General features: G+C 53.3%; 11 protein-coding genes. All 11 read left to right on the top strand.

What is annotated here, in order from left to right:
* The first annotated feature begins 160 nt into the window (after positions 1-160).
* Positions 161-682 (top strand): DUF2911 domain-containing protein, encoded by a 522-nt coding sequence (locus tag B051_RS0107845; protein ID WP_026236259.1) that lies wholly within the window; start codon positions 161-163, stop codon positions 680-682.
* Positions 683-826: 144 nt separating this feature from the next.
* On the top strand, positions 827-1,591 hold the full coding sequence (locus tag B051_RS0107840) for a membrane or secreted protein (RefSeq protein WP_211214325.1): 765 nt from the start codon (positions 827-829) through the stop codon (positions 1,589-1,591).
* Between the two features lie 90 nt (positions 1,592-1,681).
* On the top strand, positions 1,682-2,530 hold the full coding sequence (locus B051_RS0107835; RefSeq protein WP_018477641.1) for a restriction endonuclease: 849 nt from the start codon (positions 1,682-1,684) through the stop codon (positions 2,528-2,530).
* 261 nt (positions 2,531-2,791) lie between these two features.
* Positions 2,792-3,226: a CBS domain-containing protein gene (locus B051_RS0107830; protein WP_018477640.1), complete on the top strand. Its 435-nt coding sequence runs from the start codon at positions 2,792-2,794 to the stop codon at positions 3,224-3,226.
* A gap of 68 nt (positions 3,227-3,294) precedes the next feature.
* A complete protein-coding gene (locus B051_RS0107825; RefSeq protein ID WP_026236258.1) occupies positions 3,295-3,729 on the top strand; it encodes an NADH-quinone oxidoreductase subunit A in 435 nt (144 codons plus the stop codon).
* 77 nt (positions 3,730-3,806) lie between these two features.
* A complete protein-coding gene (locus tag B051_RS0107820) occupies positions 3,807-4,445 on the top strand; it encodes an NADH-quinone oxidoreductase subunit B (protein WP_018477638.1) in 639 nt (212 codons plus the stop codon).
* A 479-nt stretch (positions 4,446-4,924) separates the two neighbouring features.
* Positions 4,925-6,673, top strand: coding sequence for an NADH-quinone oxidoreductase subunit C/D (gene nuoC / locus B051_RS0107815; RefSeq protein WP_018477637.1), 1,749 nt, complete (start codon positions 4,925-4,927; stop codon positions 6,671-6,673).
* Positions 6,674-6,691: 18 nt separating this feature from the next.
* Positions 6,692-7,156 (top strand): NADH-quinone oxidoreductase subunit NuoE, encoded by a 465-nt coding sequence (gene nuoE, locus B051_RS0107810; protein ID WP_018477636.1) that lies wholly within the window; start codon positions 6,692-6,694, stop codon positions 7,154-7,156.
* Between the two features lie 19 nt (positions 7,157-7,175).
* Positions 7,176-8,477: an NADH-quinone oxidoreductase subunit NuoF gene (gene nuoF, locus B051_RS0107805; RefSeq protein WP_018477635.1), complete on the top strand. Its 1,302-nt coding sequence runs from the start codon at positions 7,176-7,178 to the stop codon at positions 8,475-8,477.
* Positions 8,459-11,194, top strand: a complete 2,736-nt coding sequence (gene nuoG, locus B051_RS0107800) for an NADH-quinone oxidoreductase subunit NuoG (protein ID WP_018477634.1) — start codon at positions 8,459-8,461, stop codon at positions 11,192-11,194. The genes nuoF and nuoG overlap by 19 nt, the downstream gene beginning before the upstream one ends.
* Positions 11,164-12,135, top strand: a complete 972-nt coding sequence (nuoH, locus tag B051_RS0107795) for an NADH-quinone oxidoreductase subunit NuoH (RefSeq protein ID WP_018477633.1) — start codon at positions 11,164-11,166, stop codon at positions 12,133-12,135. Before nuoG ends, nuoH begins: the two co-directional genes overlap by 31 nt.
* The last annotated feature ends 300 nt before the right edge of the window (positions 12,136-12,435 follow it).

Here is a 12,435-nt window from a genome sequence, read left to right as displayed (position 1 = left end):
CTTCGAACGTTAAACCATTTGTGGCTGCAACAGTCTATATACCATACTAACGCGTGAGCCCAAGCCAACTATACACCAATGGATTTAATGGGCATAAATGAGGATAATTTTTTATCTTGGCAAAACCTAAAGCTGTATGAACTTCCCTAATTCCGCCTTCATGAAAAGAGCAAATTTGTTCACCTTACCCCTTCTGCTTGCCTTCCTGCTGCTTCCGGCCACCAGTTGGGCGCAGGGTAATAATAAATCGAACCGGCCTAGTCCTCCCGCTGTTGCCACCGGCAAGATAGGCGAGACAACCGTGACGATTGACTATAGCAGCCCAGCAGTGAAGAACCGCAAAGTATGGGGCGAGCTGGTACCTTATGGCAAGGTATGGCGTGCCGGTGCTAACGAAGCGACCACCATTGAGTTCAGCCGCGATGTGCTGGTGGAAGGCAAGCACCTACCCCAGGGCAAGTACAGCCTCTATACCATTCCCGGTGAGAACCAATGGACGGTCATTTTCAACAAGGCTATCGGCCAGTGGGGCACCGAGTACGACGAGCGCCGCGATGCGCTGCGCGTGAACGTGAAGCCACGGAAATCCCCACGCATGCAGGAACGCCTTGCCTACGTAGTAGCCAAAAACGGCATTCTGATGCGGTGGGAGAATTTAGAGCTTCCTGTGAAGATAAAATAATGTAGAGCCGCCTGCCCTTCCTGCAGAGCGGCTCTTCTCTTATACCAAGGTGCTGAGCCAAAGCGCTTTCTCCAACCCCATAGCATTACGATCGTTCTTATTTAGTACTTACTAGACCGTTACACCATGCGCAAGATAAAACGAATGAAAAGGTTAAAACTGGCAGGTATGGGCCTCCTATTACTCATGGGCTTTACGGCTCCTGCCCCGATACAGCAGCCACAGCAAACCACCACAGACGCGAAAAAGGTGCAGACAAATCAACTAGAAGGCGCCTGGCGCATGCAGGACCCCTCCGGCAACTCCATCATCATGCTGGTGCAGGACGGATTTTTTACGGTGGCGGTGTACGACCAGCCCAATAAAAAATTTCTCGGCACTACTGGCGGGACCTTCATTGCCCAAAACGGCAAACTCACCATTACTCCGGAGTTCGATACCATGGACTCCACCAAAGTGGGAAAACCGACTACGAGCAATTACAAACTAGAGAAAGGCAAGTGGCACATCAGCAACGCGACCCAAACCGAAACTTGGGAGAAAGTGCAGGAACAGGGCACCTCTCCTCTCGCCGGCACCTGGCGCATCACTGGCCGCGAACGTGACGGACAGATGAACACCATGCGACCCGGTCCGCGAAAGACGCTGAAAGTACTTTCAGGCACCCGCTTCCAATGGATTGCCTTCAACTCCGAGACAGGTGAGTTCTCCGGAACAGGCGGCGGCTCCTACACCGCAAAAGACGGGAAATACACCGAGCACATCGAGTTCTTCTCACGCGACTCCAGCCGGGTAGGCATGCAGCTCAGCTTCAATTTTGAGGTGAAGGATGGCAAGTGGCACCATACCGGGCAAAGCAGCACCGGCAACAAGGTGAACGAAATCTGGGAGCGTATTTCAGCAAAATAAACATACCAAGATAGTGAGAACCAGCTGGCTGCTTTCACAACTGTAGGATAGCAACCGGGCCAACTCCTGCTGCCAAACCACACAAACAACATGGCTGAAAAAACAGACCCATTGGTCGTGACTAAATCGACCGGCGAGAAAGTCACATTCTCCATTGGCAAGCTACGCTCATCGCTCAGCAAATCGGGAGCCGACGAGGAACAGATACAGGAAGTGCTTCAGCAACTGGAGCCCGCCCTGTATGAAGGTATACCCACGCGCAAAATCTACAAGCTGGCCTACGGCATACTCAAAAAAATCTCCAGACCGACCGCTGCCAGGTATAGCCTGCGGCAGGGCATCATGGAGCTTGGGCCTTCGGGCTTCCCTTTCGAGAAGTTTGTGGCCGAGTTGCTGCAGGCGCAGGGTTTCCAGACAGAGATAGGCGTGTTCGTGGACGGCCATTGCGTGCGCCACGAAATTGACGTGATAGCCTCCAAAGACGGGCAGCGCATCATGATTGAGTGCAAGTACCACAACCTGAACCACAACAAATCAGACGTCAAGGTGCCGCTGTACATCCACTCCAGGTTCAAGGATGTGGAGAAGGTATGGCCATCGGAGAAAGAGTATGAAATCAGGTTCCACCAGGTATGGGTGATGACGAACACCCGCTTCACTGAAGACGCCATCCGGTACGCCACCTGCATGCACATGCACCTGGTAGGCTGGGACTACCCTGCGAAAGGCAGCATCAAGGACATGGTAGATTCTTTTGAGCTATACCCACTCACCTGCCTCACCACCTTATCCCACACCGAAAAACAAAAACTGCTGGACCGCAAAGTGGTGCTGTGCAAAGAACTGTTGCACAACGAGGCGCTGCTCCGCCAGGTGGGCATACGGGAACAACACCTGCCCAGCGTGCTGCACGAGGTAGCTGGCTTGTGCGGCAGGTAAAATAACTTTTTGGGCAAACCATACATAGCAACTGGCAAGCGACATATCAGTCGTTATGCAAGGCATTCCTGTCTAAATACCATGCCTTCTCTTCCGCAGGTATAGCTACCAGTTCGCCATAACATTGCACTTATGCAACCCCACCATTAGAACATAAAGAACATATTTGTAACGTTTTTAATATTTCTTATACCTTTAGCAATTCACTCCGTATAACAGCCTAACAATCAAGTCTATCAATTTAGTAAAGCAGGAGGCAGTATGGGAACAGTCAGGCATATTCTCCAGAAAAAAGGCAATAAGGTGATTGCCATCAAGCCCACATGCACCGTATTCGAGGCGCTGGAAATGATGGTGGAGCAAAACGTAGGCGCCCTTCTTGTCATGGATGGCGAAAAGTTCGTGGGGATATTCACAGAACGCGATTACGCCCGAAAAGTGATATTAAAAGGCAAGGCCTCCCGCGATACATTGGTACAGGAAATCATGAGCGAGCATCCTCTCACCGTGACCCCGGACACCACCATGGAACAGTGCATGGCCCTGATGACACAGAAGTATATCCGTCACTTGCCGGTGATGGACAAACAGCAACTAGTGGGCCTGGTGTCCATAGGAGATATCGTGAAATACATGATAGAGGAACAGAAATGCATTATTGAGGACCTCGAGCACTACATAACCGGGCACGTCTAATAAGTCGCCCGGATATCTTATCTACCCTTTCTTGCTTTCATGTAACCGCCTAATAGAAGGAGAAAAGTATGCAGGAATCAGTTCAAAACACGACGTTACTCTGGCCAATGGTAGTGTATGGAGCCATTGTGCTGAGCCTGGTCCTGCTGATACTGGGCCTCTCCTATGTGCTGGGCCAACGGGGCAATGCCCGTGCCACCGGCGAACCCTACGAGGGGGGCATTGTGAGTGCAGGAGGTGCCCGCATCCGTTTCTCCTCCCAGTTCTACATGGTGGCCATGATGTTCGTGATTTTCGATGTGGAGACCATCTTTATTTTTTCCTGGGCCATCGCTTTCCCCGAGCTGGGCTGGTATGGCTATTTCGGCGTGCTAGTGTTTATTGCCATGCTGGTTGTGGTGCTGGTATACGAGTGGCGCAACGGGGCGCTGGACTTCGGACCGGATGGCAAAAAGATACTGGCGGCCTATAAACGCCTGACACACAAACCAGGATTGAATTGAACCCAGACAAAAGCCTGATAGATGAAGTGCTATTGGAGAAGGCTAAGGTTTAGAGATAGTACCAAACACCCTACGATATGAAATGGTGGTTAAGCAAACCAGATGAGCCGGCCAACGCCGTGAAAGGCACCAGTTCCTACGAGGAAACTGTGCAGCAGAGCATCATGCTCACCACGCTGCAGGACCTCATTGGCTGGGGACGAAAGAATTCTATGTGGCCTTTCCACTTTGGCCTCTCCTGCTGCTTTGTGGAGATGGCCACCAGCATGACGCCTAAGTATGACGTGGCCCGATTCGGAGCTGAAGTCATCCGGGGCACCCCGCGTGAGGCGGACGTGATGATTATAGCAGGAACGGTCTTCATCAAAATGGCGCCTATCATCAAGCGCCTGCACGAACAGATGATGGAACCGAAATGGGTCATTTCGATGGGATCCTGCGCCAATTCAGGCGGCATGTACGACATCTACAGCGTGGTGCAGGGCGTCGACAAGTTTCTTCCCGTGGATGTCTACGTTCCCGGTTGTCCGCCCCGGCCAGATGCCTTTATGGAAGGCCTGATGTTGCTGGCTGATCGTGTAGGAAAAGAGCGCCGCCCACTCAGCTGGACCATCGGCGATCAGGGTGTCATTAGACCGGAGAAAATCGAAGTAAAAGCAGGAAAGAAAGAACGCTGGAGCCAGATGAACGAATTCCGGTCGCCGGATGAGCTTTAGCGAGTTTGGGGAGTTTGAGGATTTTAGGAGTTGTAGGGACAGGTCGCGAATTTGTATGTATCAGGATTTATAGGATTCTCGAAGATGATTGACATCCACCTTCCCCCTTCAACGGGGGACTTCTGTAGCTACAAGCGCTCAGGTCTAAGTCCTGCGAGTGGTTTATAGTCCACTGGCAAGCATCGAAAAATATCCTTGCCCCTGAAGCAATGAAACATTCAGCCTGAGCACGGTGCACTTTACGACGCTCCACTGTTTGAGCGGTCAGCGAGTTTGGAGCGTCTTGATTTTTTTGCCTACTTTTTTCATCAAGGAAAAAAGTAGGTGCCCGCCGCACAGGCGAAGCAATGAAACAAGTTAGCAAGCTACAAGCTATAGCAGTTGCTACACTAGCAAAGTGACACAAGTATAAACTTAGCATAAAAAGAAAGAGAGTACATGACTTAACATATTACTTCAACTTCTTACGGCCTCCTCCCATGAATAACAACAGCGGCATACTGGAGCAACTCCGGTCGCGGTACGGCGAAGATACGTTCAAGACGCAGACCACCAAGGATGACATCCTCACCCTCTGGCTTCCTGTGGACCATGTGCCGGAAGTGCTCAAATTCCTGAAGCACGACCTCCCGCAACCCTTCCTCCTCCTCTTCGACCTGACGGCCATCGACGAACGTACCCGCAAACCCGAGAACGGCCATATACCTTACAGCTTCACGCTCATTTACCATCTCTTCTCTTTTGAGCGCAATACCTTCATCAGACTGAAAGCCGGACTCCGTGAAGACTTTCCGAAAGCCCCCAGCATCAGCGGACTCTGGCAAAACGCCAATTGGTACGAGCGCGAAGTATACGACATGTTCGGCATCCGCTTTGAAGGGCACCCGCACCTTTCCCGCATTTTAATGCCACGCACGTGGGTGGGCCACCCGCTCCGAAAAGAGCACCCAGCCCGCGCAACCGAGATGGGTCCTTTCCAACTCTATGACGATAAGATAGACCTCGAGCAATCAGCCCTGCAGTTTAAGCCGGAAGAATGGGGACTGGCAAAGCAGAGTGATGATACGGACTTCATGTTCCTCAATATCGGTCCGCAACACCCCGGAACGCACGGTGTGCTGCGCATTATTCTGCAACTCGACGGCGAAGACATCGTGGATGCTATACCGGACATTGGCTTCCACCACCGCGGTGCCGAGAAAATGGGTGAGCGCCAGTCGTGGCATACCTATATCCCTTATACCGACCGCGTGGATTACCTGGGCGGCGTAATGAACAATTTGGCCTATCTGCAGGCAGTGGAGAAACTGGCAGGCATCGAAGTGCCGGAGCGGGTAAAGTATATCCGGGTGATGCTGTGCGAACTCTTCCGCATTGCAAGTCACCTCGTCTGGTACGGCACTTTTGCGCAGGACGTAGGCCAGTTATCGCCGGTGTTCTACATGTTCACCGACCGCGAAAAAATTTTCGACATCATCGAAGGTATCTGCGGTGGCCGCATGCACCCCAACTGGTTCCGCATCGGTGGTGTAGCGCAGGACATGCCCAAAGGCTGGGAACAACTGGTGCAGCGATTCATTGACTACTTCCCGAAACGCCTGAAAGAGTACGACGCGATGGTAATGAAGAACAGCATCTTCAAAGCCCGCACGGTAGGTATAGGCATCTTCACCAAAGAAGAAGCCATAGAATGGGGCGTGACCGGACCGAACCTGCGCGCTTGCGGATTTGAATGGGACTTCCGCAAAATGCGTCCCTACTCCGGCTACGAAATGTTCGACTTTGAAGTGCCCACCGCCAGCAACGGCGACTGTTATGACCGCGCCGTGGTGCGGGTAGCCGAAATGCGCCAGAGTCTGCGCATCATCGAACAATGCGTGAAAAATATGCCGTCCGGACCTTACAAGTCTGACCACCCGATTACCACGCCGCCCATCAAGCAAAACACCATGCACGATATCGAGACCCTAATCACGCACTTTTTGGGTGTAACGTGGGGACCGGTCATTCCGCCGGGTGAAGCGATGAGCTGCATTGAAGCGACCAAAGGAGCCAACGGATACTATTTGACCAGTGACGGGAACACCTCCCCTTACCGGGTACGCATCCGCACTCCCTCGTTCCCGCACATGCAGATGCTCCCCTACATCACCCGCGGCTATACCGTAGCGGATTTGCTCTCCATACTTGGCGCGATGGATTATGTATTGGCAGATATTGATAGATAATTCAAAAATTTAACACCCATGCTCACAACCGAAGAAAAACACAAAATCGACCACGAAATCAGCTTAGTGCCTTCGCCGAAGAACGCCTGTATCGAAGCGCTGAAAATCGTGCAGCAAAGCCATGGTTGGGTGTCGGACGAGAGCCTGAAGGATGTGGCAGATTATGTAGGGATGTCATCGGCGGAGCTCGACAGCGTGGCCACTTTCTACAACCTGATTTTCCGCAGACCGGTGGGGCGTCATGTGATTCTGGTGTGCGACAGCATCAGTTGCTGGGTGATGTGCTACGAAGGCATTCGCGACCGCCTCTCCGAAAAACTGAACATCCAATACGGCCAGACCACCGAAGACGGCCGCTTTACTTTGCTACCCAATTGCTGCCTCGGTACCTGCGACCGGGCCCCTGCCCTTATGATTGACAACGATTTGTACCGTGACCTGACGGTGGAACAACTGGACGAGATTCTGGAAAAGTATACCTAAAACCCAAGCGGGCATACCTATGGAGAAGCCCCTGACCCAACACATTGTCCCCGGACGCGCACCGCTCTCCCTCAAAGAATACGAGCAAGTGGGCGGCTATCAGTCGGTGCGAAAAATCCTGAAAGAAATGGCTCCTGCCGATGTGCAGAATTTAGTCAAGGCCTCCGACCTGCGCGGGCGCGGTGGTGCGGGCTTTAACACCGGCCTGAAATGGAGTTTCGTGCCGATGGGACCTGAAGTGGCCAAGCCCAAATACCTCGTGGCTAATGCCGACGAGATGGAGCCCGGCACCTTTAAGGACCGCGTGTTGCTGGAAGGCAATCCGCACCAGTTGATAGAAGGGATGATTGTGGCGGCCTATGCCATCGACGCCAGCATTTCCTACATCTTCATGCGCTGGGCCTACAAGGTGGCGGCACGAGAAATCATCAAGGCACTCGACGAAGCCTATGAAGCGGGTTACTTGGGTGAAAATATTCTGGGTTCAGGCTTCAATTTGGACATGCACCTGCACACCGGCGTAGGCAGGTATATGTGCGGCGAAGAAACGGCTTTGCTCAATGCCCTCGAAGGCAAGCGGGCCAACCCTAGAGCCAAGCCTCCTTTCCCGCAGGTGAGTGGTTTGTTTGGCAAGCCGACCATCGTGAACAATGTGGAGACGCTCTGCTGTCTGCCGCACATCATTAATAACGGAGCGGAGTGGTTTAAGGGCCTGAGCAAAACCGGAGACGCCGGCACCAAACTATACGGCATCAGCGGTCGCGTGAAAACGCCGGGTTGCTGGGAACTGCCGATGGGCACGACCATCCGGGAACTGATTGAAGAGCACGGCGGCGGCATGCAAGACGGCTACCTCTTCAAAGGCCTTTTGCCGGGCGGCGCTTCCACGGATTTTCTGGTGGAAGAGCACATGGATTTGCCTATGGATTATACCGCCATTCAGGCCGCCGGCAGTCGCATGGGTACGGGCACGATGATTATCCTCGATGACCAGACCTGTCCGGTTGGCTTTGTGCACAACCTGCAGCATTTCTTTGCGCAGGAATCCTGCGGTTTCTGTACGCCTTGCCGCGAAGGACTGCCTTGGGTAGAGAAAATCCTTCTCGCCATTGACCGGGGCGAAGGCAAACCCGAACACCTCCTCACACTTGACTTTCATACCAAATACCTCGGCCCCGGCAACACGTTTTGTGCCCTTGCCCCCGGCGCCATGGAACCTCTGCAGAGCGCTCTGAAGTACTTCAGAGAAGATTTTGAACGACACATTCACGAACAACACTGTCCTTGGAGCAAAGCAAAAGTATGGCAACCATCTATATAGACGACAAACCCTACGAAGTACCTACAGGCAAGAACCTGTTGGAAGCCTGCCTCACCCTTGGCAAGGACCTTCCCTACTTTTGCTGGCACCCGGCCATGGGCTCCATCGGTGCCTGTCGGCAATGCGCCGTGAAGGTATACAAGGACGAAAACGATACCAAGGGCAAGCTCTTTATGTCGTGTATGGAACAGGTGCGCGACGGCATGCGCATCTCCATCGCCGACATGGAAGCCAAGGAATTCCGGGCGCACGTCATTGGCTGGCTGATGACCAACCACCCGCACGACTGCGCCGTTTGCGACGAAGGAGGCTCCTGTCACCTGCAGGACATGACCGTGATGACCGGCCACAACTACCGCGCCTACCGCTTCGACAAGCGCACCTACGTTAACCAGTATCTCGGCCCGTTCATCAACCACGAAATGAACCGCTGCATCCAGTGCTACCGCTGTGTGCGCTACTATAAAGACTATGCCGGCGGCAAAGACCTCGACGTTTTCGCCGCGCACAACCACCTGTATTTTGGTCGCCACGAAGATGGCGTTCTGGAAAGTGAGTTCAGTGGCAACCTGGTGGAGGTCTGCCCGACTGGTGTGTTCACCGACAAGACCCTGAAACAGCACTATACCCGTAAATGGGACCTCACCATGGCGCCGTCCGTTTGCCACCATTGCAGTCTCGGTTGCAACATTACGGCGGGAGAACGCTACGGCAGCTTGCGCAACATCACAAACAGGTATAACGGCGAAGTGAACGGCTACTTCCTCTGCGACCGCGGACGGTTCAGCTACGAGCACGTGAACCATGTGGGCCGCATCCGAAAGCCGCTGGTACGGGCAAAACTACCTGAAGCGACCGATAAATTAACTGCACTACAAGCTGCGGCTGCCGCTTTCCGGACTGGCAGCGTGATAGGTATAGGTTCGCCACGAGCCTCACTGGAGTCGAACTTCATGCTGAAGACGCTGGTAGGTGATGACAACTTCCACCACGGTGTATCCGACACCGAGCACGACTTGGTTTGTCTGGCGCTTAAGATTCTGAAAGAAGGTGCCGCTCTTACTCCATCCCTGCGGGAAGTGGAGCAAGCCGACGCCGTGTTTATTCTGGGTGAAGACCTACTCAACACCGCTCCCATCCTGGCGCTGGCCGTGCGGCAATCGGTACGCATGCAACCTTCCCTCGAACACATTTCAAAAGCCAATATACCAGTATGGCAGGATGCTGCCGTGCGCGAAATCGTGCAAGATGAAATGGGTCCGCTCTTCATCGCCACCATCCACGACACCAAGCTCGACGAAATCGCTACCCATACCTACCACGATTCCCCAGACGCCATTGCACGACTGGGTTTTGCCGTGGCCAATTTCATAAATGCCGACTTCCCGGAAGTGTCCGGTTTGAATGAAGACGAAATTCAGCTGGCTAGAGAGATTGCTGATACCTTGATGGCAGCAAAAAAACCACTCATAATTTCAGGAACGCACTCCGGCAGCGAACGAGTACTGATGGCCACGGCCAACATCACTAATGCGCTGGTAGCTAAAGAAAAGGATGCTGGTATTGTGCTCACGCTGCCGGAGTGCAACAGCATGGGCCTCGCCATGCTGGGCGGCCACAAACTGGAATCGGCCCTCGAAGCGGTGCTGAATGGCTATGCTGATACGGTTATCATTTTGGAAAATGACCTCTACCGACGTGCCAACGCAGGTATGGTGACCAATTTTCTGAAGACCGCTAAGAATGTGATTGTGCTCGACCACTTGCACAATGCCACTACCGAAGAAGCCGACATCTTGCTCGCAGCTGGCACATTCGCTGAAGCCGATGGCACGCTGATTAACAACGAAGGACGGGCGCAGCGTTTCTTTCAGGTATACCCGACTGGCGAAGACCTGCAGGAAAGCTGGCGTTGGCTGGGTGAACTGGGCACTTTGCTGGCCCACGACCAAATCAGTCACTGGCACGGCTTCGACGACGTGCTGCAGGCCATGGTGAAAGAAATGCCGGAGTTTAAAGGGGTTGACGCCGTAGCTCCGGGAGTTGACTTCCGCATTGCCGGACAGAAAATACCGCGGGCGCCGCATCGTTTCAGTGGTCGCACCGCCATGCTGGCCAACATCAATGTGAACGAGCCGAAACCGCCGGTAGACCCGGACGCACCGCTTTCCTATACCATGGAAGGCTACCGCGGCCAACCACCTTCGTCTATGATTCCGTTCTTCTGGGCACCGGGCTGGAACTCGGCGCAGGCCACCAACAAGTACCAACAGGAAGTAGGCGGTCACTTAAAAGGCGGGGACCCGGGCTTGCGCCTAATCAAACCCGATACCAACCATACCGCACCCTATACCCAGACGGTGCCTCAGAAATTCCAGCCGCTGGAAGGCCACCTGTACATGCTGCCGCTCCACCACATTTTTGGTTCCGAAGAACTCAGCATGCACTCCCCACCCATCGTGGAGCGGGCGCCGGAGCCTTATGTGTTACTCAACGAAGAAGACGCCATCCAGATGAAACTGCAGGAAGGCCAGACCCTGAGCTTCACCATCGAAGGGCAGGTATACCAACTACCCGTGAAAATAAGTCCGATTATCCGTAGCGGCACCGCAGGTATGCCCGCCGGATTGCCGGGTATACCATATGCCGAACTGCCTGCCTGGGCCATACTTAACCGAGAACTCAAATGGAAACAGCAACCCCAAACTACTTACTGATTATAGGCGGCGTGCTTTTTGTCATGCTCAACGTGGCGGCATTGCTTATCTGGGTAGAGCGACGCGGTCTGGCTTTATTGCAGGACCGCTATGGACCCAATCGAGCAGGCCCTTTTGGTTTGCTGATTGTGGCCGCCGACTCCATCAAGCTGTTCTTCAAACAGGACTGGATTCCGCCTTTCGCCGATAAGCCGGTGTTCATTCTGGCTCCGGCTATTGTCGTGGTCACGGTGCTGATGTCCTTTGTAGTGATTCCCTTTGCGCCGGGCATTGTAGTAGCCGACCTCAACATCGGTTTGCTGTTCTTCCTGGCCATGTCCTCGATGGGCGCTTACAGCATCATTTTGGGTGGTTGGGCCTCCAACAATAAGTACAGTTTGCTGGGCGCCATGCGCGGTGCGGCGCAGATGATTTCCTATGAAGTGTTCATGGGACTGTCGCTTATGGGCGTGGTGCTGATGGCGGGCTCTTTCAACCTTAGCACCATCGTGGAAGCGCAGCGGGGCCTATGGTTCGTGGTGCCGCAAATCATCGGCTTCGTCATTTTCTTCATCGCAGGTATAGCCGAAACGCACCGCCTGCCCTTCGACGTGCCGGAAGCGGAAAGTGAGCTCGTAGCCGGTTTCCACTCTGAGTACTCCGGCATGAAATTCGGCATGTTCTTCATCGGCGAGTACATGGGCATTACCCTGATTTCCTGCATGATGGTAGTCCTGTTTTTCGGCGGCTGGCTCGGCCCGGATTTCCTACCACCTATCGTGTGGTTTATTCTGAAGACGGCTTTTTTCCTAGGTATATTTATTCTGTTACGCGCTTCCATGCCAAGACCACGCTATGACCAATTGATGGAGTACGGATGGAAGTATTTGCTGCCGTTGACACTGTTGAATTTGGTAGTGACGGCAGGGGCGTTGTTGTGGTTGAATGATGGGTATAGGTGAGTTTAGGAGTTGGGGAGTTTAGAAGTTAGAAGGTTGAAGATTGGATAACACGAGACTGTCCCCTTGAGGGGACCATAGGGGTGTAAGGCCAGTTGGAAAGTCTATCGCTAAGCGCCTAATAAATTAGGTAAGAGAGAACAAAAGGCAACAAAAAGTCCCCTCTGAAGGGGGCAGGGGGATGACAATCGTGCATGATTAACACCCCTCTTACTCCCCTCAAGGGGAGAGTTTGCGGAGAGAAGTGCATCGGATTCGAATGTACAGTTTCGTAGCACGAATAAATAATAAAATAAACGAAAG

The sequence above is a fragment of the Pontibacter roseus DSM 17521 genome (assembly GCF_000373265.1).
Taxonomy (GTDB): Bacteria; Bacteroidota; Bacteroidia; order Cytophagales; family Hymenobacteraceae; genus Pontibacter; species Pontibacter roseus.
This window is presented reverse-complemented; position numbering and strand designations above follow the sequence as displayed.

Coding starts and splice junctions, on each gene's coding strand:
- B051_RS0107845 (WP_026236259.1), top strand. CDS start 161: ATGAAAAGAGCAAATTTGTTCACCTTACCCCTTCTGCTTGCCTTCCTG.
- B051_RS0107840 (WP_211214325.1), top strand. CDS start 827: ATGAAAAGGTTAAAACTGGCAGGTATGGGCCTCCTATTACTCATGGGC.
- B051_RS0107835 (WP_018477641.1), top strand. CDS start 1,682: ATGGCTGAAAAAACAGACCCATTGGTCGTGACTAAATCGACCGGCGAG.
- B051_RS0107830 (WP_018477640.1), top strand. CDS start 2,792: ATGGGAACAGTCAGGCATATTCTCCAGAAAAAAGGCAATAAGGTGATT.
- B051_RS0107825 (WP_026236258.1), top strand. CDS start 3,295: ATGCAGGAATCAGTTCAAAACACGACGTTACTCTGGCCAATGGTAGTG.
- B051_RS0107820 (WP_018477638.1), top strand. CDS start 3,807: ATGAAATGGTGGTTAAGCAAACCAGATGAGCCGGCCAACGCCGTGAAA.
- nuoC (WP_018477637.1), top strand. CDS start 4,925: ATGAATAACAACAGCGGCATACTGGAGCAACTCCGGTCGCGGTACGGC.
- nuoE (WP_018477636.1), top strand. CDS start 6,692: ATGCTCACAACCGAAGAAAAACACAAAATCGACCACGAAATCAGCTTA.
- nuoF (WP_018477635.1), top strand. CDS start 7,176: ATGGAGAAGCCCCTGACCCAACACATTGTCCCCGGACGCGCACCGCTC.
- nuoG (WP_018477634.1), top strand. CDS start 8,459: ATGGCAACCATCTATATAGACGACAAACCCTACGAAGTACCTACAGGC.
- nuoH (WP_018477633.1), top strand. CDS start 11,164: ATGGAAACAGCAACCCCAAACTACTTACTGATTATAGGCGGCGTGCTT.